Source organism: Acinetobacter sp. PFS20 (genome assembly GCF_052261015.1).
Taxonomy (GTDB): Bacteria; Pseudomonadota; Gammaproteobacteria; order Pseudomonadales; family Moraxellaceae; genus Acinetobacter.
The window spans coordinates 1,160,605-1,183,319 of sequence record NZ_JBPVZE010000001.1 but is presented as its reverse complement, the minus strand read 5'-3'; the positions used below and the strand labels follow the sequence as shown (position 1 = coordinate 1,183,319).

22 protein-coding genes and 1 pseudogene are annotated in these 22,715 nt (G+C 39.4%); 6 read left to right on the top strand and 17 right to left on the bottom strand.

The genetic code is table 11. The annotated features are described in order from the left end of the window. Position 1 precedes the first annotated feature (1 nt). Complete coding sequence (gene coaE, locus ACS125_RS05645) at positions 2–598, top strand: dephospho-CoA kinase (protein ID WP_151964083.1); 597 nt, start codon at positions 2–4, stop codon at positions 596–598. Here the strand turns inward: coaE and ACS125_RS05640 are convergent. From ACS125_RS05640 to ACS125_RS05625, 4 genes are all read right to left on the bottom strand, one after another. Then, positions 595–1,509 carry a DMT family transporter gene (locus ACS125_RS05640; RefSeq protein ID WP_004795027.1) on the bottom strand — a complete coding sequence of 305 codons (915 nt, stop codon included), beginning with the start codon at positions 1,507–1,509 and terminating at the stop codon, positions 595–597. The two genes, coaE and ACS125_RS05640, sit on opposite strands and share 4 nt — an antisense overlap. Positions 1,510–1,544: 35 nt before the next feature. Then, positions 1,545–2,294, bottom strand: a complete 750-nt coding sequence (rlmB, locus tag ACS125_RS05635) for a 23S rRNA (guanosine(2251)-2'-O)-methyltransferase RlmB (protein WP_004795029.1) — start codon at positions 2,292–2,294, stop codon at positions 1,545–1,547. 102 nt (positions 2,295–2,396) lie between these two features. Further along, the gene (gene ppnP, locus ACS125_RS05630) at positions 2,397–2,723 is read right to left on the bottom strand and encodes a pyrimidine/purine nucleoside phosphorylase (protein ID WP_004795031.1); all 327 of its coding nucleotides are present in this window, start codon (positions 2,721–2,723) and stop codon (positions 2,397–2,399) included. A 76-nt stretch (positions 2,724–2,799) separates the two neighbouring features. Further along, the gene (locus ACS125_RS05625) at positions 2,800–4,110 is read right to left on the bottom strand and encodes a tetratricopeptide repeat protein (RefSeq protein ID WP_443270992.1); all 1,311 of its coding nucleotides are present in this window, start codon (positions 4,108–4,110) and stop codon (positions 2,800–2,802) included. 114 nt (positions 4,111–4,224) lie between these two features. On the opposite strand from ACS125_RS05625, the gene recN reads away from it, so the two are divergent. From recN to ruvX, 3 genes are all read left to right on the top strand, one after another. Next, on the top strand, positions 4,225–5,892 hold the full coding sequence (gene recN / locus ACS125_RS05620) for a DNA repair protein RecN (RefSeq protein WP_111855652.1): 1,668 nt from the start codon (positions 4,225–4,227) through the stop codon (positions 5,890–5,892). Between the two features lie 125 nt (positions 5,893–6,017). After that, complete coding sequence (locus ACS125_RS05615) at positions 6,018–6,572, top strand: YqgE/AlgH family protein (protein WP_003654562.1); 555 nt, start codon at positions 6,018–6,020, stop codon at positions 6,570–6,572. Further along, positions 6,572–7,012, top strand: coding sequence for a Holliday junction resolvase RuvX (gene ruvX / locus ACS125_RS05610; protein ID WP_004795038.1), 441 nt, complete (start codon positions 6,572–6,574; stop codon positions 7,010–7,012). The genes ACS125_RS05615 and ruvX overlap by 1 nt, the downstream gene beginning before the upstream one ends. Before the next feature lie 56 nt (positions 7,013–7,068). Here ruvX and ACS125_RS05605 read toward each other — a convergent pair whose 3' ends face one another. The 4 genes and pseudogenes from ACS125_RS05605 to ACS125_RS05590 form a co-directional block, all read right to left on the bottom strand. Continuing rightward, on the bottom strand, positions 7,069–8,070 hold the full coding sequence (locus ACS125_RS05605) for an HlyD family secretion protein (RefSeq protein WP_443270989.1): 1,002 nt from the start codon (positions 8,068–8,070) through the stop codon (positions 7,069–7,071). 39 nt (positions 8,071–8,109) lie between these two features. Further along, positions 8,110–8,316, bottom strand: coding sequence for a DUF1656 domain-containing protein (locus tag ACS125_RS05600; protein ID WP_004795042.1), 207 nt, complete (start codon positions 8,314–8,316; stop codon positions 8,110–8,112). Then, entirely contained in the window at positions 8,309–10,408 is a 2,100-nt protein-coding gene (locus tag ACS125_RS05595) for an FUSC family protein (RefSeq protein ID WP_443270987.1), read from the bottom strand. Before ACS125_RS05595 ends, ACS125_RS05600 begins: the two co-directional genes overlap by 8 nt. After that, positions 10,399–10,531: pseudogene (locus tag ACS125_RS05590) on the bottom strand (hypothetical protein). Before ACS125_RS05590 ends, ACS125_RS05595 begins: the two are co-directional and overlap by 10 nt. A gap of 367 nt (positions 10,532–10,898) precedes the next feature. On the opposite strand from ACS125_RS05590, the gene ACS125_RS05585 reads away from it, so the two are divergent. Next, complete coding sequence (locus ACS125_RS05585) at positions 10,899–11,672, top strand: IclR family transcriptional regulator (protein ID WP_004795045.1); 774 nt, start codon at positions 10,899–10,901, stop codon at positions 11,670–11,672. A gap of 184 nt (positions 11,673–11,856) precedes the next feature. Here ACS125_RS05585 and ACS125_RS05580 read toward each other — a convergent pair whose 3' ends face one another. The 9 genes from ACS125_RS05580 to lpxO form a co-directional block, all read right to left on the bottom strand. Continuing rightward, positions 11,857–12,468 carry an alpha-ketoglutarate-dependent dioxygenase AlkB family protein gene (locus tag ACS125_RS05580; RefSeq protein ID WP_004795047.1) on the bottom strand — a complete coding sequence of 204 codons (612 nt, stop codon included), beginning with the start codon at positions 12,466–12,468 and terminating at the stop codon, positions 11,857–11,859. Continuing rightward, the gene (locus tag ACS125_RS05575; protein ID WP_144733872.1) at positions 12,465–13,319 is read right to left on the bottom strand and encodes a methylated-DNA--[protein]-cysteine S-methyltransferase; all 855 of its coding nucleotides are present in this window, start codon (positions 13,317–13,319) and stop codon (positions 12,465–12,467) included. Before ACS125_RS05575 ends, ACS125_RS05580 begins: the two co-directional genes overlap by 4 nt. Positions 13,320–13,444: 125 nt before the next feature. Next, positions 13,445–14,032: a CDP-diacylglycerol--glycerol-3-phosphate 3-phosphatidyltransferase gene (pgsA, locus tag ACS125_RS05570; RefSeq protein WP_004795051.1), complete on the bottom strand. Its 588-nt coding sequence runs from the start codon at positions 14,030–14,032 to the stop codon at positions 13,445–13,447. 118 nt (positions 14,033–14,150) lie between these two features. Next, entirely contained in the window at positions 14,151–14,945 is a 795-nt protein-coding gene (locus ACS125_RS05565; RefSeq protein ID WP_443270983.1) for a thioesterase family protein, read from the bottom strand. Between the two features lie 118 nt (positions 14,946–15,063). After that, positions 15,064–16,863 carry an excinuclease ABC subunit UvrC gene (gene uvrC / locus ACS125_RS05560; protein WP_443270981.1) on the bottom strand — a complete coding sequence of 600 codons (1,800 nt, stop codon included), beginning with the start codon at positions 16,861–16,863 and terminating at the stop codon, positions 15,064–15,066. 133 nt (positions 16,864–16,996) lie between these two features. Next, positions 16,997–17,527 (bottom strand): CHAP domain-containing protein, encoded by a 531-nt coding sequence (locus tag ACS125_RS05555; protein WP_443273920.1) that lies wholly within the window; start codon positions 17,525–17,527, stop codon positions 16,997–16,999. A gap of 293 nt (positions 17,528–17,820) precedes the next feature. Beyond that, positions 17,821–18,864: a DUF1311 domain-containing protein gene (locus tag ACS125_RS05550; protein WP_151964092.1), complete on the bottom strand. Its 1,044-nt coding sequence runs from the start codon at positions 18,862–18,864 to the stop codon at positions 17,821–17,823. Continuing rightward, on the bottom strand, positions 18,861–18,983 hold the full coding sequence (locus tag ACS125_RS05545) for a hypothetical protein (RefSeq protein ID WP_080645777.1): 123 nt from the start codon (positions 18,981–18,983) through the stop codon (positions 18,861–18,863). Before ACS125_RS05545 ends, ACS125_RS05550 begins: the two co-directional genes overlap by 4 nt. An 89-nt stretch (positions 18,984–19,072) precedes the next feature. Continuing rightward, on the bottom strand, positions 19,073–19,987 hold the full coding sequence (gene lpxO / locus ACS125_RS05540; protein ID WP_004795061.1) for a lipid A hydroxylase LpxO: 915 nt from the start codon (positions 19,985–19,987) through the stop codon (positions 19,073–19,075). 572 nt (positions 19,988–20,559) lie between these two features. Between lpxO and fadB the strand changes: the two genes are divergently transcribed. After that, positions 20,560–22,713 carry a fatty acid oxidation complex subunit alpha FadB gene (fadB, locus tag ACS125_RS05535; protein ID WP_443270979.1) on the top strand — a complete coding sequence of 718 codons (2,154 nt, stop codon included), beginning with the start codon at positions 20,560–20,562 and terminating at the stop codon, positions 22,711–22,713. The last annotated feature ends 2 nt before the right edge of the window (positions 22,714–22,715 follow it).

The following is a 22,715-nucleotide window of genomic DNA, read 5'->3' as shown; positions in this document are numbered from 1 at the left end:
GATGGCTTTTATTCTGGGAGTCACAGGTGGTATTGGCAGTGGAAAATCTGCTGCAACACAATGGTTTGAATCCCAAGGAATACAAGTCGTCGATGCCGACATCGTTGCTCGCGAAGTGGTTGAGAAAGGCCAACCTACCCTGCAAAAAATCCAACAAACTTTTGGAGACTGGGTGCTTCAATCCGATGGTAATCTAGATCGTCGTGCCCTACGCGAATATATTTTTCAAAATCCTGAAGCAAGACAAACACTCGAGAAAATCACGCATCCAGCCATTCGCCAATCTATTATTCAGCAGTTGCAAAACCCAAAGAGTCCTTATGTGATTTTAGTTTCACCACTACTTTTTGAAACCAACCAACATGAATTGGTAAACCACACCTTATTAGTTGATGCGAGTGAACAAACTCAAATTCAGCGTGCCAGCCAACGCGATGGGCAAAACCAAGAACAAATTCAGAAAATTATTGCAGCGCAAATGTCACGCGAACGTAAACGCGAACTTGCCAATGACATTGTGTTTAATGATGGATTACTCGAACATTTACATCAGCAATTAGAGCCGTTACATCAAAGCTATTTGAAGCGTACAAACTAATTTGATTTATTTTGCTGCTTAATTTGTTGTGCCAAGCTATCTGGTCGGAACCATCGCCAAGGTTGTAAGGCGCCGATTCCCATTCCAACCAAACCTACAACAATAGATGGGCTTAATGCTTCACCGAGTAAAGGTACAGCTAAAATGGCAGCAATAAATGGCGCTAAAGTTACAATACTTCCTGTTTTAAAAGCGCCAAGTCGCTGAATCGCTGCCACATAAGTCAGAGTTGCAATAATAACCACAAACACACCATGGAAAATGCCCTGTATCGCTAAATGGATAGGACTAACTTCCATGAAATGCTTTGGTAAAAATAGAGCATAGATGGGTAAGTAAATAATTGCAGACCAAATCGCAACACTTGCCATAGAGTGCCATGCAGAAAGTTTCCACTGTTTAAGTAATACAGTGAAAATACCCCACCAAATCGCACTAATAAAAAGAAGTAAATCACCCACGCCAAAAGCAGAAGCATTACTTTGCAACATCAACACGCTCATGAGAGTCAAGGCAGTAATCATAATTACCAGACTCACCCAGGTATGCTTATCAAACGGCTGTCTAAATAAAATGTATGCTGCAAACGCAGTACAAATTGGAATACAACCATTTAAGAAAATTGCAGCATGCGCAGCGGGAGCATAGAGAAAAGCGGTATAGACAGTGAGACAATAAATGACCCCGCCAATCAAGGCCAAAATTACCGCATGCTTACTCCATAAAAAAGCGAGATCTTTTTTATAGATTAGAATAGGCATTAAAATTAGAAAGGCTATAGCGAAACGCAATGCAGCTATGTCCCAAGCACTGATATGCCACTGTGCATTTAAACGGGCAAAAAGCGTAAACCCGCCCCAAATGCACATGGTCACCAATACAAAGAAATAACCTTGCTTACGGGGAGACATATCAAGATGACTTAAAAACTAGAAAGGCAGTGAGATTATACCTCAGAACGCTGACGGCAAGCCTCATAAAGTGCCATACCTGTCGCTACGCTGACATTTAGACTTTGTAGGTTTCCTGACATCGGAATATAAACTTTATGATCACACTGCGCCTGTGTAATAGGACGTAAACCAGTATCTTCAGCTCCCATTACAATTACAACTGCGCCAGAGAAATCACACTTTTGAAGTGGCAACGCACTTTCATCAAGCATAGTGCCAATTACGCGTACATGAGTTGTTTCTTTAAGATGAGCCAATGTACGAGCTAAATTAGTGACTTGAATAAATTTAACTTTCTCGGCTCCACCTGCTGCAACTTTACGAGCAGTTGGTGTCAAACTAGCCGAACGATCACGAGGCACAATAACAGCTTGCACGCCCATCGCAGCGGCAGTACGAATACAAGCCCCTAAATTATGCGGGTCTGTCACCTGATCCAATGCCAACAACAATGCATCCGGAGTTTCTCTTAAAATTTGATCGAGGTCTTGTTCATTCAAGACAGGATGTGGACGTACTGCAGCAACTACACCTTGATGAAATGGTAGACCTGCAAGTTTCTCAAGACTATCGCGGCTTGCTTTTTGTACACTGATTCCAAAAGGCTCTGCCAATTGCAAAATCTTTTGCAAACGCTGATCATCCCGTCCTTTTAAAGTAAACAGGGTTAGCACACGCTCCGGCTCAAGTTCTAACAATGACTCCACTGAATGAACGCCATAATAATATTCCTGTTTTGCCATGCATGACCTCTAACAACGTTTGAGCAAAAAAATAAAAATCCTGCAAAGCCAACTTCACAGGATTTCTTTGGGCATAGTGTACCCGATTTGAACAGGAATTTCTTAGCCTTCTAAATGGCATACATAATCGAGTACTTCGTCAGTTTCGATTTTAAAAAGACTATTGCCCGGTACATAAAATGATTGGCCTGCACGGAACAACTCACTTTCAGTGCTGTCCGCAATTGTTACGCGACATTCGCCTGAAATAATTTCCATACGCTCAGGAACATGCGTTTCAAAAGTTAAAGCTTGCTCAGTCGGCAAAATAACACCTAATGTTTTTTTAGTTCCATCTTCAAATTGCACGGTATGGCTGATACATGCTCCACCAAAATAAACGTTTGATTTTTTGATGACCGTTACATGATCAAATTGGGTTGAACTCATGCAGATTCTCCAGATAATGCCGTATTTATATAAATTATGATGAATGTAGTTTAATTGTGCCTAAATAACTAATCAATCAGTTTTCATACGGATAGACTTGTAATTTCCACTGCTGTGCCTGAATTTTTTTGGCAAAAGCATAAGGTAAGTTAATCTCAATATTTCGACTATTCGACACAATTGCATCGTATCTGCAAACTTCGACCTGATTTTCATCTAGGAGTATCCAACACACTTTTTGCGCCGTTGGATGGACAACTGCTGTAGCAATTACCGGTGAACCGTCATTCATTCCTACATGAAAATTTTCACTGTCGTTTTGCATTAACACCAGATCATAAGCTGGAAAATCGATAGCATCTGAATCGAATTGCTGGCTATCGTGTATCAGCACACTTTGTTTTAGAGTCGGCCAAATACAATAACGCAAATAATGCTGATCCATCACCCGATTATCCAGATAACGTCCGGTGGCAACATAATCTCTGATATGTGCTTCAATATTATGAAAAATCCCTGTACACCCGCCCCACATTCCAGCCAAAATCAACTCAGTATGAGAATAATTATCGCGCATTAAATGAAACCATTTATCACTCTTGAGCCATGCATCTACAGCCGCCTTTTCGCGGTGCGACACAATAGAGTCGGCGTCACGTATTAGAAAGCGCCTAACTGTAGGATCATCCATCACAAAAAAACGCCAAAACAGTCCAGATAGTTGTTTTTGAGAATCTGTAACTTGGATGACTTGAGCGCCCTTTTCTTTTAACCGCTGTTGTACCAGTACTGGCACACTATCATCGACATAAAATCGACACGTCCATTCTGGATAAATCTGTTTGGCTAGCTGAGTATTTAAAATAGAGGTTTCACAATAGCGAGGATTTGCCCCAAATAATGAGAAGGCAATAATATTTTCTTCAGGGTTTGTACTAAATGCTGGTGGTGCATGATCTGGAATCGATAAAATAGGTTCGCTCTTCGCTAGCTCTTTTTTTGTTGTAATTGCTAAGCGTCCAAATTTGATCGTTTCTTCTTTTTTATTTAAATGATGACAAACCTCTGTGAGTCCATCATATAAGTTTGTATTTACATTAGTTCCACTCACCTGAATCGCTTGCAAATAATGTTGATAGGCCTCGTTATAACGGCCTAAGCGCAATTCGGTATAAGCCAAGTCAGATAAAGCTCCCGGATGCTTAGGAACTAAGCTAACAGCTTGTTTAACATGTTGATAAGCTTTGGCATAATTACCTTGTGCAGCTGCTTGTTTAAATGCATTAAAATGTTGATTTAAAATTTTATTCATTTCCGCAGGATTGTTTTTTTTATGACGATTGACCATCCCTATGGGTGGTTTCGGTAAGCTTAATGTTTTTTTCATTGTAAATATCCGCAATCTTGCTGTTCTATAATTTCAGTTAGAATAATAGATCACTTGTAGCAAATTCAAAACTTCTCTATCTTTAACCCATAATTTGGCGCGTTGGATGCGTTTATGCTCACACATTTAACTTTAATTAATTTTGCATTAGCTGATCATTTAGCTATTGATATAGAACAAGGATTTAATGTTCTAACAGGCGAAACAGGTGCCGGAAAATCATTATTACTGGATGCACTCTCTGCCTGCCTCGGGGAACGTACAGATACAAATTATGTCCGTTATGGTTCGGACAAAGCGGATATTACCGCGGTTTTCACCTATCAGAATAATAGTCCTGAAGCAAAATGGCTCCAAGACCATGAGCTAGATGATGATTCTGGGGAAATTCATTTACGTCGTGTTATTTTTGCAACCGGACGTAGTAAAGCATGGGTTAATGGGCGCCCGAGCAGTCTATCTGAACTTAAAGAGTTAGGGCGTTTGCTGGTTCAACTCTATAGTCAACACAGCCAGCAGCAGCTACTTGAACCGCCTTATCCAAAGCATTGGCTAGACCGTTATAACAATTTTTATGCTGAAGCGAATGATGTACGTGAAGCCTATAGCTCATGGCAACGTACCATTCGTTTGCATCAAGCAGCTCTAGACGCACAAGCAACCCGTCTACAACGGATTGGTACTTTAGAGCACCAAATTGAAGAACTCGAAGAAGTCATTCAAACCGACTATAAAGAAATTGAGCAAGAGTTTGATCGACTTAGTCATCATGAACATATCATGCAAGACTGTAGTTTTAGCTTAAATGTCTTAGATGAGGCTGAGCAGAACATTACTCAAGAAATATCTTCGATTATTCGCAGATTAGAGTCCCATGCGGGGCGCAGCGAACAACTTTCTGAGATCTATAATTCTCTACTAAATGCTCAAAGTGAAATAGACGATGCAACGGCAAACTTGCGTCAATTTATTGATCGCCAAAGTTTTGATCCGGAGCGGATGGAAGAACTAAATTCCAAATTGGAAGTTTTCCATCGTCTGGCACGTAAATACCGCACTCAACCGGAAACGCTTAAAGAAGAATATGAAGCTTGGCAAAGTGAGCTTGAGCAATTGCATCAACTTGAAGATCCAGAAACATTGGCAGAACAAGTTGAAAAATCGCATGAGGAGTTTTTAGAAAAAGCTCAGCATTTAGATAATATTCGTCGTGAAGCTGCCGCTCCGCTTGCCAAACAATTAACTGAACAAGTGAAACCTTTAGCCCTACCAGAGGCACACTTCGAATTTAAGTTCGAACCATTAGAGCAACCAGGTGCAGAGGGTTTAAGCTTTATTCAACTTTTATTTACTGCCAATAAAGGTATTCCTCCACAACCATTGGCACGAGTGGCCTCAGGTGGTGAACTTTCTCGTATTGCACTCGTCATGCAAGTCATGAATGCAGAAAAAACTGAATCTGAAGTTTTGGTGTTTGATGAGATCGATGTCGGGATTAGTGGTGGCACCGCAGAAGTTGTAGGACGTTTACTTGCGGACTTGGCACAACATGTTCAGCTCTTATGTATTACTCACCAAGCACAAGTTGCTGCACAATCTGATCAGCATTTATTAGTGAAAAAACAACAAACTGACCCAGCCAGCAGTACAATTGTAGAACTTGATGAAAATCAAATCATTTTTGAGTTAGCTCGCATGTCAGGTGGTGTGGAAATTAATGAAACAACCTTGCAGCACGCAAAACAATTACGCCAACTTAAATTTCAGGCTTCTTCAAATTAATAAAGAAAATGAGAGAAAAAGATTGGCGAAATCCGATTAACTCTTGTATGTTGATAAAAAGAACCTATATAGATAAAAGGGTCGCGAGGCCCTCTAGTGACATTTTTTGAGGGAGAACCGCTTAGGTGACCAAACAATATCTGACTCACCGTTGTCTGATTGCCCCGCCAGAAATGGCAGATGACTTTTTCGCAAACACTGTAATTTATCTTGCTCGTCATGATGAAGAAGGTGCTCAAGGCATTATTATTAATCGTCCTTCTGGTATCCAAATTAAAGAATTACTCAATGATCTCGACATTGAAGCAGACAATGTAAACCCACATGCGGTTTTACAAGGTGGCCCATTACGTCCCGAAGCTGGATTTGTTCTTCATACCGGACAACCAACATGGCACTCATCTATTGCTGTAGGTGAAAATGTTTGTATTACCACCAGTAAAGATATTCTGGATGCGATTGCCCATAATGAAGGTGTCGGTCGATATCAGATTGCTCTAGGCTATGCGAGCTGGAGCAAAAATCAGTTAGAAGATGAGATTACGCGTGGTGACTGGCTGATTTGTGATGCCGATATGGACCTAATTTTTAACCTGCCTTATGACGACCGTTGGGATGCAGCTTATAAAAAAATCGGTGTAGATCGTGCGTGGTTAGCTTCTGAAATCGGACACGCTTAATGACCGAAACGCAATCAAAATCGATTATGGCTTTTGACTTTGGTACTCAAAAAATGGGAATGGCGATTGGCCAGTCTTCAATTGAAAGTGCCAACCCTCTCCCTCTTTTTGTTATGAAAGATGGCATCCCCAATTGGGATCAACTCTTAAAAATTGTGAAAGAATGGCAACCCAATTTATTTTTGGTTGGCCTGCCGTTAAATATGGATGATAGCGAGTCTGAACTCTCTACACGTGCCCGCAAATTTGCGAGACGTTTACGTCATCAAACCAACATAGAAACGTTAATGGTGGATGAGCGCTTAACTACACGTGAAGCGAGAGAAGAGCTAGGTTTTTACCAAGAACAGGGCCGCGCAAAAAAGCTCTCGGCAGATAGTTTTGCTGCTGCACTACTCATTCAGAGTTGGTATCGAAATCCCGTTGGATTAACGCCATAAAACAAAAAAGCATGTAATTAAAACTACATGCTTTTTTTAATTAAATCATTTCGACTTTATTTTTCAACGATATGCACAGTCGCAGTTCGTCCAGAAACAAAAGCAAGTTCATTCTTTGGTGTTTCATCTAATACAATCTTCACAGGTACGCGCTGTGCTAAACGAACCCAACTAAAAGTTGGATTTACATTAGCAAGAAGCTTGGAGCTGCTTGAGCGCTCACGATCTTCAATTCCCGATGCAATACCTTGTACATGACCTTTAATTTTCTGGTTATCCCCCATTAATTGCACAGTAGCCTGATCGCCTACATGAATACGATTTAACTTCGTCTCTTCAAAGTAACCCACCACATAGAGCTGTTTACGATCGAGTAATGCTGCAACAGCCTGTCCAACTTGAACATAGTTACCTGGGCGCATATCAAAGTTAGATAACGTACCATCAGCTGGAGCAATGACTGCGGCACGATGCATATTAAGCTCGGCCAAATGCAAATTACTCGTTGCAACCTCAATGAGGGCTTGTTGTTGCTTAACAGTTGCTTCAGCCTGCTGAATTGCTGCTTGGAGTTGCTCATGCTCTGCAAGGGATTGATCACGTGTGGCAAACACTTGGTCTTGTTCTTGTTTAGAGATAGCGCCATCCATTAGGTTCGAGTAACGACCAGCATTTTTCTCGGCCAATTTGATATTACTCGCCGATTTAATCAAGTTCGCTTTTGCTTGTGCCAAACCCGCCTGCGCTTGAGCAAAGGCTGCGTTTGCTTTTGCTAAATCCGATTTGGCCTGCTCTACATCTAAAGCTCGACGAGAAACATCAATTTTAAAGAGCACCTGACCTTTTTTTACAGTCTGGTTATCTTGAACCAATACTTCTGTGACAAGGCCAGCGACATCCGAAGATACTTGAATAACATCACCACGCACTCGACCATCGCGTGTCCACGGCGCTGCATTATAGTAGTTCCACAAATGCACAATGGTATAGACCGCCAACATTAATGCGACAATCAAAATTACTGGACGGATGACCTTTTTCAAATCCACCTGATTCATTTCACTCACCTAACTCAATCTTTAATTTCGCAATCATCTCTATGCACCCACCCCAACAAAAATTTGATGTATTACCAAAAGCAATAAAAGGTAAAAGCACAAATTGAAAATACTAGGTAATGCGATCCAGCCTTGTGCAATCCACTTGTTGGTCAAAGGACTTAACCCACGAAAACATATATATGCCAAGAGGGCTTGAACGAGCAAAGAAGGCACGTAAATACCATAAACATTAAACTCACCCATTTGCTGTCGCTCCTCTCAAGGCACTGTTCTCATTCATTTGATCTGATGAAACATGACACATGCTATAAGCAATATTGTTAAGTGAAATGAGTAATCTTTGTCGCATCGTCATATCTTCAACATTTGAAGCAAGCTGTTTTAATTCAAATAAACCGTGATGGATTTGCTCAACCAAAGCCACTGTATTATCTACATCATTTTCTTTAGCTCTAAACAGTTCATCCAGATTTTGTTGCAAATTTCCGATGTGATGAGCCAGTTCTGAATTTTGGGGAGACTGATTTGCCAGTTCTTGTAATCTACTTAAATCGACAATACTGCTCGACTCAATCAAAGCTTGATGAATTGAGGTTTTAATCTCATTAGATTGCACTACTTTACTGTTAAGAATCCCAATTCGGTCTAACATACTGCGCAGGTGAACTTTAAAATCAAGACCATAAGGCAAATAGATCGCCTGTCTCATGGCACGATAATGCAAGGCCAGAATACGGCTGGCACTCGTGTCTGGAGACATTGCACGAACAACGTCAATGACAACTAAAGACACTAAGACACCTAAGATCATGGCAAAAGAACCATCAAGATAAGACACTGCATCCATGCTATAAGCATTATGTAGATTCAGGCCCATCATGGTATTAATACCTAAGACCATGCCTACTGGCATAAGCATTTGGTTGGCCATCATAGATACAGCAAACAGGAACATCGGCAATAAAACCAGTCCAAGTTCCCAGAATGTGGTGACATGGGGGAAAATACCAAATGCATAAACAAAGACTAAAACTGCTGAAGCAATACTGCCCCAGATAAAAATACGCAAAACCGGAACAGGGTTATCTAAGGCCGTTAAAATACAGGCTGTTACTGCACCCATTTGCGCCATCATAAATCCAGCTTTCCATCCCGAAATAATCCAGACCCCAGTCACAATAAATGTAATAAGGACTGCACTAATACCACCTCGAATAGCCACACCATGGTCACGGTGTAAACTTGGATATTTGGTGGTCATTGGCGTAATATTGTCAGGGATTTCTTTGTTGCCTTGCTGAATTCTTTGCCACAAAACTTTAACCGCTAAAACATTACTAATGAAATGACGTACATCCATTTTCATAGCTGCGACCAAAACTTGCTGATGTGTCGAAGCCGATTCCATCAAACTCAAGAAATCACTTTCAAACTCATCTGGTAACTGCAAAATATTTTCATCAATAATTAAATTTTTTTGCTCCAGAAAATGAACAACATGCGCTGAGAGCTGTTGCAGTTTTTCTGAATGAGTTTCGATAAACCGAAGTTCCTGAAGCTGCTTAATACGTTCAGATAAAGCGACCAGATTCGCAACGACCATTGAGATTTGATGAAGCATTTCCTGTAAGGGCTTGGTCATGCCATGCAACTCACCCTTCTCATAACTCAAATGTACTGCCAAAGCATGAATATCTGTGGTATCTCGGGTAATGGTCGCTAAAAGTTGAGTATTGTTCTGCTGAGGATCAGCAGTTAATAAATTAGCAAACAAATTCTCTGTATCTTTAAGCGTTTTGATAACGCGCTGCTTAATCGCAGAACCAATGTGCATTGGAAGAATAGTGGCAGAAACCACAGCACTTGAAATTACCCCAATCGAAATCTCTATGACTCGGGCTAAAGCAATATCAAAAATATTGTATTGATCAATATAAGTAATCGAGTTGAAGACAATCATGGCTGTCGAGTAACCCGCCAGCATAAAAGCATAACTGCGTGGAGTCCGGTCAAGTAAAGACACATAAAGTGCAAAGCCCACCCACAACGACAACACCACAGTAAACAACCAAGGCGTATTAATGAGATGTGGCGTTAGCGTTAAGGCAACCACTGCCCCACCCATCGTTCCTATAACACGATAGACACACTTAGAGGACACCATTCCTGAATAAGGATTGGCAATAATCAAGACTGTACCAATCGACCACATCGGGTTAATCAGATCTAATTCAAATGAAACAAATAACGCCAACATTCCGGCAATAAATGTTTTTATTGCAAAGATCAGATCAAGCCTACTCGGGCGAAATGCCAGTATTTGCTTTAATAACATGAACTCATCTCAAATACAGATTTGAACTGATGAGCATGCCCTTCAATGTTAAATTATCTTTCTAGAGACAACAAAACTTTGCCATTTGCCTAAAAAGCAAATGAGATGAGGAGCATCCTTCAATACAATGATTTTTCCACATCCTGCCTGATTGGCCCAGATGATTTCAATTTGGGCGCTATTTAAACGGCCAAACTTTGGAAAGAAGAGGTATCAAGAAATTCGCCTAGAACGGACTAATTTCTCAATTAGATATTTTGTTTGCCAATTTTTTCAAAATAAAGCAATTTAGTCAACTAAAATATCTCTATTTGATAATTTGATATATTTTTTTATTATCGTATATGATGTATTAGCCAAGAGAAGTTTTCTCTTTGTCAGAGTAAAATACTCAAATCAGACATTTATTTTAGAATTGAGACAAATTCTCTTTTTTTCTGTTATAAAAACTCAAAGATGACTCATTGTTAAAGGATACGAACAAGACACTATGGCAATTTCAAGTTTTGGCAAAATTTTAACCGTACTGGACCTATTTTCAGTTTCGCGTCCAGTCATTAATGTCGATATTATTTGCGAAGAACTTGGCTTGTCTAAACCAACCAGTTACCGTTACCTAAAAGAGTTGGTGTCTACTGATCTATTAAAACGCATTAATGGGACATCTGGCGATTATACCTTAGGCTCAAAAATTGCAGTTCTTGACTATATATCTCGCACAACAGACCCATTAGTTCAAATCAGCACACCGTTTATGCGAAATATTGTAGAGCGCACCGAACTGTGCTGCTTGCTTACCTATTTAAATGATGACTATTGCATTGACATTCATCATGAAATATTTAAAGACACCGAATTACTTTCATATGGCCGAGGCTGCCCAAGACCTATTTATGTTGGGTCATCTCCAAAAACGATGGTTTCGCATTTAAGTAAACAACGGATGCAAGATTACTATCATCGTTATCAGCAAGAATTAAAACAATCAGGTTTTGCTGAAGATGAACCGAGCTTTATTCAGCGTATGCGAAAAATTAAAAAACAAGGCTTCTATTTCTCACAAGGTGAGATTGACCCGAATGTTTCTGGCCTTGCCGTTCCAGTACGTTTTTCGAACAAAGAAGTGCCTTTAGCTTTAACCCTAGTTGCTTCTAAAAATCGTTTTGATTTTTTAAATGTTGAAAAGCTCATCGAAATTTTACAAGAAAATGCAGCACTTATTGAGCAGCGTTTTATGGAGTTATCTGAAAAAGGTGAAATCTAAAACTCCAGCTTATGATAATTTAACCTTTTCTTACACTTTAAAATATTGAATATCTCATAATATTCTCATATTATGATTTTAGCTCCTATTGGTGATTCTTTTCATCAGCAGCTCATCAATAGAAGCATCCCCCTCAGAGGAATAAGCTCATGTTGCCATCATGGGCTTTTTTCTTGTCCAATTTTTATAAGAACTGAAATTGCCGGAAAGTAAGATTAATACGTGGCTGTAAAATTTTTGTCGAACGATTTAAACGGTGTTGCCAATATTGTTGAGTCTCACCACGCATCACAATGAGTTGGCCTGGCTGTAGCCACAATTCAACTTTCTCTTTACTTTGAATGTGTCTAAAAGAAAATTTTCGGGTAGCACCAAAGCTTAAAGAAGCAATTGTTGTGGTTTTTGCCAAAGACACATCCGAATCACTGTGCCAAGCCATACCCTGAGTTCCATCTTCATAGAGATTTGCTAAGCAAGAATTAAATTTCTCTGAAAGTATTTGCTCTACCTGTTGTTTTAGTTTGGCGAGTGCTTTGTCCCACGGCAAAGAATCACGTGCGACACCTGAATATTTATATTGATAGTAATCATCTCCATACCATGCAACTTTTCGAGCTGTAATAAAGTGCTTGCCATACAACTTAGCCTCGTCATGTTTCCACGCGAGGTGCTGGTAAAGATAATGAAAATATTGTTCAGCTTCTTCAGGGCTTAAAATACAACCATAGTCCTGAACTTCACCATCGTAGGGTAATAAATTCTCACAAGGCTCTGGAGAAAATAAATCCAAAGTCATACGGTCTCTCCGTGTTGCTTTGACATCTCCCAAGCTAACAATGCCAATTTACGCCCCTTTTGCCAATGATATTCTCCAACCATTCCAGTTGCACGAATCACTCGATGGCAAGGAATCAAATATGCAATCGGATTTTGTCCAATTGCTGTAGCAACGGCTCGAACTGCTTTAGGTTTGCCAATTTGCTCTGCAATATCTTGATAGGTTCGTAATTGACCTTCTGGAATGGTCAGTAAAGCCTCCCAAACTTGCAGCTGGAATGGGGTTCCAGCCAAATTAAGAGGAAGTTTCTGCTGTAAGTGTTCTGAAAAATCTTGTTCGAACCATTCTGCAACTTGTTGATGCCAAATCGGTGACTGATTTTTCAATTGGGCTTTTGGAAAATACTGTTTAATTAAATCTTCAATATTCTCGTGAGTTTCGATAAATCTTATAGAACATATGCCCTTTTCACTACTTACCACTAACAACTCACCAAATGGACTGGTCTCAACCGAATAATTAAGAATAACGCCTTCGCCTTGCTGTTTATACTCACCAGGTGTCATCCCTTCGAGCTGAATAAACAGATCATGCAAACGACCAGTACCCGACAAACCTGTGTTTAAAGCGGTTTCTAATAAGCTTCGCTTTTGTAGCAGATAATATTTAGCCTGCTGCAAACTCATATATTGAACAAATTTTTTCGGGCTAATACCCACCCATTCCTGAAACTGACGTTGGATATAACCTGAACTTAAATTCATATGGCTCGCAACATCGTCTAGACTCGGTTGCTGGTCTAGATGTTCATATAAATATTCAATTACATTGGCAATTACAGCAAATTGCCGAGAAGAAAGCATTTGCATGTGTCACCTCCTTAGCTCTCATATCTTACATTAAAGTAGCTAAAGCCCTATGACGACCCGATTCTTGCACTTTTGAAAATAAAAAAGCCTTTCATTATAGAAAGGCTTAATCATTCAATCTGAGCTTAAGGTTGCTTTAAATACGGCCAAGCTGCTTTAAGGTAAATAAACATTGACCATAAAGTTAAAATGACTGCTGTATATAACAACGCGTAAGCCAACATTTCTAAAGGTTGCCAATTGAGTAAGAACACACTAATGGCAATCATCTGAAAAGCTGTTTTATATTTGCCTACTGTCGATACAGCCACACTCGTTCTTGCGCCAAGTTCTGCCATCCACTCACGTAAAGCAGAAACTGTAATTTCCCGTGAAATAATGACAATTGCCGCAAAAGCCATTGAAATGGTTGGATTCCACTGCACCAAAACAATAAGTGCTGCCGCCACCATGAGCTTATCTGCAACTGGATCTAAAAAACGGCCAAATGCTGAAGTCTGGTTTAAAGTTCGTGCCAAATAGCCATCAAACCAATCGGTAATAGCAGCCAACACAAAAATAGCCGTCAAGATAATATGACGACTCATATTTCCTGCTTGCTCACCAATACCCATTGCAGGCGGCCAATACGCAATCACCAAAAATACAGGAATAAGCGCGATACGCGCCAACGTTAGGATATTTGGGATATTCAGGATTCGCCCTGTGGTCATAAACACCGCCAATTTAGTCTTCATGCATCTTGTAACAGACAAAAATACATTCTTCAATATTGTATCTATCTGTAACAGCCACTTTATACGAAATATACGAATCGAGGAAGTGGACTGCTTAGGTAAATACCGTAACAGTTTGCCGTAAAATTGCAATTAAATGATCATTTTGGTCCCAAAGATGGGCATATTCCGTGGAATAACCTTCACCAGCATATTCAGTCACCACTTTATATTTAAACCAGTCACATAATTGATGTGGAAATGGATGGACATAGGTAATGTGCCAAGTTAAAGAACTTGCAGGTGCAACTTGCTTAAACATCGGCAATACTCCAGGCGGCCAAATATCCATCAAAACAATTAAATCTGGCAATGTCATTTGACGATTTTCATGCTTCTCTGGGGAGAACCTTGACCATCCTCCAAAGTCAGCATACTGACTTCCTGTAACAGGATGATGACCTTCTGCCCAGCATACATCAAAATGTTGATAGCATTCTGGCATTTGTCTAGCAAAAGGAAGAGGTTTTAAGTCTTCTGGTGGTGCATAAACTGGAACCATAGGTTCTTGGCGTACTTCAATATTCGAAGTACGAGGCACACCAAAGCTTGCGACCAAAATAGTTTGTACCGCGCCATCTTGCCATAAACGGGTTTCAAGCGTAGTGACCGACTTTCCTTCCCTTAAAATTTCAATAGTCAATTGGGCAGGTCCCTGCTGTACAGGGCCAACAAAAGTAATACTACAACTTAATAATCTTTTATTTGGGTCGTGAATATTTGAACAAGCTTTTTGCATCAATAACCCTGCAACAAAACCACCAAAAACCGTGCGGCCTTGCAACCATCCTTCAGGTATTTCAATCCATTCCTTTTCTTTTATTTCTTCAAATATTCGCAGTAATGACATTCCTTTCCCTAAAACGAAAGTGTTGTTAGAAAATATCTTTCATCATTTTGATTGGAATGTGAATGGTCAATCATTTAGTAATTGGCGAATTATTTTGTCACTCACATTATTCGCATGATTATTCATGGAGAATTTTATAAATTGTTCTGGCCATCATCTCACCAAAACCAGGCACAAGTGTGAGCTCTTTTTCCGAAGCTTTCAAAACACCTTGGATCCCACCAAAATGAGTCAATAAATCTCGACGGCGTTTCGGCCCCAGCCCAGGAATTGCTTCTAAAACTGATGTACTACGACGTTTATCACGTTTAGCTCGGTGTTTAGTAATTGCAAAGCGATGTGCTTCATCACGCACCTGTTGAATCAAGTGCAATGCTTTATTGTCTTCTGGTAATTGAATTTTAGTGCCATCAGTAAAATGTAGGGTTTCAAGACCCGGTTTACGTCCTTCACCTTTCGATACCCCCACCATAAAAGCATCTAGCCCAAGCTCTTGCATGACATCCATCGCCATGTGGAGTTGACCTTTACCACCATCAATCAACAACAGATCAGGCAACATGGCTTTTTTATAACGTCGTGTTAAGGCTTGGCGCATGGCAGCATAATCATCGCCACCAGTAATATCTTGAATGGCAAATTGGCGGTAATCACGCTTACGAGCACCTCCTTGATCAAACACCACACATGACGCAATTGGAGCTTCACCCATGGTGTGACTAATATCAAAGCATTCAATACGATCGACAGGCCTTCCAATCACTTGCTCTAACTGATGGAAACGTTCATTAAGCTCTAAATGGTTACTCAACTGCCCCTTAATTGCATGTTGAACATTCATTTCAGCTAGCTCTAGCCACTCGGCACGAGTTTCTCGAACATTACTCTTAATCTGAACCTTTTTGCCAAACTGCTGTGCCAACGCTTCTTCTAATTCTTTGCGGTTTGGCAATGCAATGTTCACAATCAATTCATTGGGTACTTCATCTGCAACTTGAAAGTAAAAGTTTGCCATAAAGTCACTGAGCATTTGCCCAAGATCATCACCAAGCATGTCAGGGAAATAACTTTTTCCACCTAGCATTCGCCCATTGCGCACATACATAATCTGTACGCATGTCACGCCAGCCTGATATGCAATGGCCAGAATATCCGCCTCACCTTTAACTTTAAACACAGCTTGTTGGGCTTGGACTTCACGAAGTAAAGATAGTCGATCACGGTAAAAAACAGCTTTTTCAAATTCAAGTTCAGCTGCTGCTTGTTCCATTTTGGCAATGAGCTCTTGATTGAGCTCCTTCGTATCACCTTGCAAAAAGCGAATACTATTATTAATGTCTTCTTTATAATCTTCAGGTGAAATCAGCCCTACACAAGGTGCAGAACAACGTTTGATCTGATATTGCAAACACGGGCGCTTGCGCTGTGCAAAGTAGCTATTTTCACACTGACGTACATTAAAAAGCTTTTGTAGAACGAGTAAAGTATCACGGGCACTATAGGCACTTGGATAAGGCCCAAAGAACTTACCAATTTGATGCTTCCCTTTGCCGCGACCACTAGCAAGCCGAGGATACGGCTTATCTGCCGATACAAAAATATAGACATAAGACTTATCGTCCCGCAGCATGATGTTGTAAGGTGGACGATGCTGTTTAATTAAATTTTGCTCAAGGAGTAGTGCTTCAGTTTCTGAACGAGTGACTAAAGTTTCGATATCATAAATTCTGGCAACTAAAGCCTGAGTTTTAGGATGCTCAATGGTTTTAACAAAATAACTCGATACCCGATTCTTTAGGTTTTTCGCTTTGCCGACATATAACAATTCTCCCTCTTTCCCTAGCATTTTATAAACACCTGGAAGTTGGGTCATGTGGGCTAAAATTTTTTCAATATGGGGACGAGCGTTTTGATTCACTATCGGCAGACATGGCTTAATACTGAATACCTAATGTGATGTTTTCAACCTGAGTTTTCAAGTGCTTTACTGTGCCACAAGCCAAATTTGGAAACAGATTTGGATATGCCCCGACAAACTATGTCGTACTCGCTTAAGAATCGAGACGATAGTAGCTATATTTCACATCTTTTTCTTTATAGACCGCATAGGTTTTTTGGCGAAAATCTGAGAACCAACCATTCCCTGTATATCCCGCAATATGACCATATGTGTGGCCACTTGTTCGCTCAATAATATAAATATCGCCTTCTTGAGGACGATTAAAAGCAGGTTTAATTTTCTTATAACCGTTCTTCTCGAGTGTATGCCCCCAGTCTGAAGCTGCTACTGGATGCTTAGAAACATCGGCACCTGCTGCTTGTAAAGCAATGCGAATATTTTTGGCGCATTTCTCTTTACTATGGTTGGCAGATATACTTTCAAGCTTACTTGAGAACTTATGCAAATTAATATTTTGATCTTCAGATGGCTGTCTTTTAACATCAGATTTTTTATGTTTTTCAGTCGTCGAAGCTGCTTGTCTTAACATCACTTTCATTTTTAAATCATCTTGAGAGCTTTCTTCTTTTCTCTCTTCGATATGATGAACATGTGCATGAACTGCGTGATGAGCATGAGCCATTTTAAAACCTACTTCCGCTAACCAGTCTTCGAAAAAACCGCGCCATTGTAGAATCAAAATTGCTCTTTGGTTTTTAATAGTTGTAACAAATTGCCAGCACTGTGAAATGAGTCACAAAATCTATTAAGTACTGTAGAGCATAAAAAACGCCCTTTCGGGCGTAATAAAAATACTTATTTATCTATCATTACTGGGTTAAAACTCTCACTTATAAAGTCAGAGTAATTACCTATACTTGATCAATCCCATCGATTTTAAATATGATTGACCAAGTATTTATAGAGAGTTTCAGATTAATTTAAATTATTTAAATAAACCGTTCGCTCTATAGTTTTTTGGGTAAAGCATTGTGTATATTGCATCTCTTGGTTTTGCTTACTCATTTCAGCAGTCCAGTAATTCGATTGTTTTTGATAAGTTTCTAAATCTTTTTCAGCAATGTCATCAACACTTTTTTGTGCAAGTACCTTACATTCAACATCACGTTTTTCAAACCAATCGGATTGATCTTGTTTAAATTGAGTTTTTTTCTCAGCATTCAATTTATCCCAAGTCTGATTTAAGCGTTCTACTTGCTTAGCTTTGTCGCTATCCAATTCTTTTTTACGGACATCCATGGCTTTCTGTGCCAATTCAGTCTGTGCATTATAATTTTCTGCCGATTGTTTATCATCCTCTACACGACTTTTTTCATAACGTTGATTTTCTTCAACATAAGCCGCATATTGCACAGCTTTAGTGGCAACAAAAACCACTCCTTCAATCACAGTATTTTGACTTGGCAAATTAAATACCAAGCCCTCTTTATCTGTTTTTGTGATGTTATAGAAAAAATCACCTTTCAATTGATCATTTTCAAGGGTCAAAGGTGAATCATTATTAGAAAAATAGTCATTGAGTACATCCGATTCTTCATCAGAATAGCGCTGTTCTTCAATATATGCTTTTTCCGCACGCTTTTGTAAGCCTTTAGGAAATGAAACGACCAATTGGCTTTCACAACTTAGTTGTGTATTTTTTTGACTATCGTCTTCTAAGGGTAAAGTGCGAATACTTTTAATTTCAAACTTCAAACCTTGATTAATTTTATTAAGGATGTCCGCATCAACCTGATATTGACTTTGTCTTAAACTGCGTTCGATTTGTTTCAAATACTCTTTTTTTAATGAGGTTTGAATCTGATTCAAATTCTCAGGATGCGTACAGCTCCAATCCGAAATTGTCTCAACTTTATCTGTTTTTGATTTTGGTTCTGGCTTAGATTTCCCACATCCAGTCAATATTAATGCTGCATTGAATGTAGTTATTACTAAAGCTTGTTTCATCACCGTATTCATTTATATTCCACACAATTTTTTAAATTTATCAAGCACAAGAAAGGTATATATTTACCAGTCGCATTATCATCCCAATAATTAATATAAAATTCACCTAAAATTTTAAATAAAAATACTATCCGCTCTAATAATCATCTTTTTAAGTGCAGAAAAATAAATGCAAACTATTTAAATAATCAAAATAAAAACGCCCTTTCGGGCGTTTTAATTAAAATATATATGGTCGGACAAAAATCAGGAAGAAAATCCCAAGCATTAATAACCATTTTAAGAAGTAATACAACTTACGGTTTTTAGCTTTTAATGCTTTGGCTTTAATGCGAATTTGGTAAACATAACCAAAAGCTTTATTTAAGCCACCTGTTTGGTCACCTGTTTCATTCGGTGAACTTGCAGCAGTCATCACTTTACGACCAAACCAATGGTTGAAACGTTCCATCCATTTCACTTTCATTGGACGTTCAACATCTGCAAAGAAAATAATGCGGTTTTGATCAGTCTTATTTTCAGCATAGTGAATATAGGTTTCATCAAACACGACACTTTGACCATCTCGCCAAGAGTATCTTTCACCATCAACATCAATAAAACAACGATCGTCATTTGGCGTAATTAAACCCAAGTGATAACGCAATGAACCTGCATATGGGTCACGGTGTCTTACCAAACGGCTGTCAGGTGCAAGCTCGGTAAACATTGCTGCTTTAATTGTCGGCAATGTTTTAAGAAGAGCTGTGGTTTTTGGGCAAAGCTCAGCAGCAGACGGATGGCTTGACTCGTACCATTTTAAGTAAAAACGCTTCCAACCTGTTTTAAAGAATGAGTTAAAACCTAAGTCGTTATATGTACTTGAAGCTTTGATCCCACCTTGGTCATATAAAGCTTTTGCTTCATCACGAATCATTTCCCAATTTTCATCCAACACTTTTAAATCTTTAAAATGCTGGGTGTCGATATAAGGTTGATTCGGCACCTTTGAAAAGATGTACATTAAAAAGTTAATCGGTGCGAGCAAGGTTGAATGGTCAAAAAATTGACGATAAAACGAGTGACGCACTTTGCCGCGATGCTGGATATACAATGCTGATATCACAAAAATCGCTAATATGATCCACTTAATCATATTGCTACTCTTTCAAAAGATTAGGGGCAACTTCACCTTATATTTAAGGCAATAGAAACCGGAAGTTTATTTAATTGGCACAAATTTTAACAAAATTGACTTATAAAAAGCGAATGTAAAAAAATAAGTCAAATAATAGGTCTCATATTTTTATAAGAAATAAAAGAGCCCTCGGTATTTTTTCAGTACCTTAAGAAGTTAAAATTTGTTGTTATTTCTATTCACTTGTTTAAGATAAAAATTGAACAATTGACTTTTTTGACAAAAAATTAACTTTTGAATTTTCATAATTTTTACAAGAAGGCTTGATAATTCCAGAGCTTTATAAAGAAAAATTTAAAGCAAAACAAAAGCCTTGGATTAGCAGCTATCTTTATGATTTCTTTTATGCATTTAATACAGATGAATTGAATAATAAATAAGATGACCCTTGCGTCACGGCTTGATACAACTTGTCAGGTTTTTTTTAGATATAGTTATCGTAAGATTAGCGAAGCATAAATGTGTACCAAAGCTGTGCACACGCTTCATAACATCAACTTAGAAGTCCTCCAAAACCAAGGAGATCAGGCATGATCCACGCTGGCAATGCCATTACCGTCCAAATGCTTTCGGACGGAATTGCAGAATTCCGCTTTGACTTACAAGGTGAGTCGGTCAATAAATTTAACCGTGCAACAATTGAAGATTTCCAAGCTGCTATTGCTGCGGTAAAAGCAAATAACGATATTAAAGGCTTAGTTGTTACGTCGGGCAAATCAACATTTATTGTTGGGGCAGACATTACCGAATTTGGTGAAAACTTCGCTCAAGGCGAAAAAGCGATTGTTGACTGGCTTATGCCTGTTCACGAAATCTTCAATAGCTTTGAAGATTTAGAAATTCCAAAAGTTGTTGCTATTAACGGTATGGCGTTAGGCGGCGGTTTTGAAATGTGTTTAGTGTGTGACTATCGTGTGATGTCAGAAGCTGCACAAGTGGGCTTACCAGAAATTAAACTTGGTATTTACCCAGGTTTTGGCGGTAGCGTACGTTTAAGCCGTCTTATCGGTATCGACAACGCGGTTGAATGGATGGCAATGGCTGCTCCTAAAAAACCAGCTGCTGCCCTAAAAGACGGTGCTGTAGATGCGGTTGTAGCTGCTGATAAATTACTTGAAGCTGCAACTGACTTAGTTAGGCAAGCAATTTCTGGTCGTTTGAACTGGAAAGCGAAACGCCAAGAAAAACTTGATGCTGTAAAATTGAACCCACTTGAACAAATGATGGCGTTCAACACAGCAAAAGGTGCTGTACTTGCTAAAGCAAATCCTGCTCAGTACCCTGCTCCAAAATTATTACTTGATTCATTACAAGCAGGTGCAAGCCTTGCGCGTGATGAAGCATTAAAAGCTGAAGCTGAAGGTTTTGCTAAAGCTGCGATTACTCCACAAGCTGGTGCATTGATTGGTTTATTCCTCAATGACCAAGTTGTTAAGAAAACTGCTAAAAAACATGAAAAAGGTGCTCATCCTGTAAATCAAGCAGCTGTACTTGGCGCTGGTATTATGGGTGGTGGTATTGCTTACCAAGCAGCAAGCAAAGGCACACCAATCATCATGAAAGATATTGGTAACCCACAACTTGCACTAGGTATGTCAGAAGCGAACAGCTTGTTAACTAAACAAGTTGAACGTAAGAAAATGAAACCTGCACAAATGGGTGAAACCCTTGCACGTATCCGCCCTACTTTAAGCTACGATGAGTTTAAAGAAGTCGACATCGTGATCGAAGCAGTTACAGAAAATCCAAAAGTTAAAGAAATTGTTCTTGCAGACACTGAAAAGCATGTTCGTGAAAACACGATTATTGCGTCTAACACGTCTACAATTTCAATTACACGTTTAGCGAAAGCATTACAGCGTCCTGAAAACTTTGTAGGTATGCACTTCTTCAATCCAGTTCACATGATGCCGCTTGTAGAAGTCATTCGTGGTGAAAAGACTTCTGAAGAAGCGATTGCAACTACTGTTGTTCTTGCTCAAAAAATGGGTAAAACACCAATCGTTGTAAATGACTGCCCAGGGTTCTTGGTTAACCGTGTATTGTTCCCTTACTTTGGTGCGTTTGACCTTCTTGTAAAAGACGGCGCAGACTTCCAGCAAGTTGACAATGTAATGTCTAAGTTTGGCTGGCCAATGGGTCCTGCTTACCTCATCGACGTTGTTGGTATCGACACGGGTGTTCATGGTGCAGAAGTCATGGCTGAAGGTTTCCCAGACCGTATGAAGCCAGACTACAAAGGTTCAATCCAAGCAATGTACGAAGCTAAACGTCTTGGTCAAAAGAATGATGTTGGTTTCTACAAATACGAACTCGATAAGAAAGGCAAGAAAGCAAAAACTGTTGATCCAACAGCGTATGAAATCATTGCTCCTTTCGTAACGGGTGAAAAACGCGAGTTTGATAACCAAGAAATCATTGACCGCATGATGCTTGCTTTCTGTAATGAAACAGTTCGTTGCTTAGAAGACAACATCGTTGCAACTGCTGCTGAAGCAGACATGGCAATGATTATGGGTGTAGGTTTCCCTCCATTCCGTGGTGGTCCATGTCGTTATATCGACCAGACAGGTGTTGCTGAATATGTTGCGCTTTGCAACAAATATGCACACTTAGGTAAGGCTTATGAAGCGCCACAAATGTTGCGTGACATGGCTGCTAACAACAAAAAATTCTACGGTTAAGG

Bases quoted from the DNA above. Each gene is read 5' to 3' on its own strand.
- ACS125_RS05565 (WP_443270983.1), bottom strand. From the start codon at position 14,945: ATGTCATTACTGCGAATATTTGAAGAAATAAAAGAAAAGGAATGGATT.
- ppnP (WP_004795031.1), bottom strand. From the start codon at position 2,723: ATGAGTTCAACCCAATTTGATCATGTAACGGTCATCAAAAAATCAAAC.
- ACS125_RS05555 (WP_443273920.1), bottom strand. From the start codon at position 17,527: ATGGCTCATGCTCATCACGCAGTTCATGCACATGTTCATCATATCGAA.
- lpxO (WP_004795061.1), bottom strand. From the start codon at position 19,987: ATGATTAAGTGGATCATATTAGCGATTTTTGTGATATCAGCATTGTAT.
- ACS125_RS05595 (WP_443270987.1), bottom strand. From the start codon at position 10,408: ATGTTATTAAAGCAAATACTGGCATTTCGCCCGAGTAGGCTTGATCTG.
- pgsA (WP_004795051.1), bottom strand. From the start codon at position 14,032: ATGACCACAGGGCGAATCCTGAATATCCCAAATATCCTAACGTTGGCG.
- ACS125_RS05625 (WP_443270992.1), bottom strand. From the start codon at position 4,110: ATGAAAAAAACATTAAGCTTACCGAAACCACCCATAGGGATGGTCAAT.
- ACS125_RS05585 (WP_004795045.1), top strand. From the start codon at position 10,899: ATGGCAATTTCAAGTTTTGGCAAAATTTTAACCGTACTGGACCTATTT.
- ACS125_RS05550 (WP_151964092.1), bottom strand. From the start codon at position 18,864: ATGAATACGGTGATGAAACAAGCTTTAGTAATAACTACATTCAATGCA.
- ACS125_RS05640 (WP_004795027.1), bottom strand. From the start codon at position 1,509: ATGTCTCCCCGTAAGCAAGGTTATTTCTTTGTATTGGTGACCATGTGC.
- recN (WP_111855652.1), top strand. From the start codon at position 4,225: ATGCTCACACATTTAACTTTAATTAATTTTGCATTAGCTGATCATTTA.
- ACS125_RS05605 (WP_443270989.1), bottom strand. From the start codon at position 8,070: ATGAATCAGGTGGATTTGAAAAAGGTCATCCGTCCAGTAATTTTGATT.
- ACS125_RS05600 (WP_004795042.1), bottom strand. From the start codon at position 8,316: ATGGGTGAGTTTAATGTTTATGGTATTTACGTGCCTTCTTTGCTCGTT.
- ACS125_RS05575 (WP_144733872.1), bottom strand. From the start codon at position 13,319: ATGCAAATGCTTTCTTCTCGGCAATTTGCTGTAATTGCCAATGTAATT.
- rlmB (WP_004795029.1), bottom strand. From the start codon at position 2,294: ATGGCAAAACAGGAATATTATTATGGCGTTCATTCAGTGGAGTCATTG.
- ACS125_RS05580 (WP_004795047.1), bottom strand. From the start codon at position 12,468: ATGACTTTGGATTTATTTTCTCCAGAGCCTTGTGAGAATTTATTACCC.
- ruvX (WP_004795038.1), top strand. From the start codon at position 6,572: ATGACCGAAACGCAATCAAAATCGATTATGGCTTTTGACTTTGGTACT.
- coaE (WP_151964083.1), top strand. From the start codon at position 2: ATGGCTTTTATTCTGGGAGTCACAGGTGGTATTGGCAGTGGAAAATCT.
- fadB (WP_443270979.1), top strand. From the start codon at position 20,560: ATGATCCACGCTGGCAATGCCATTACCGTCCAAATGCTTTCGGACGGA.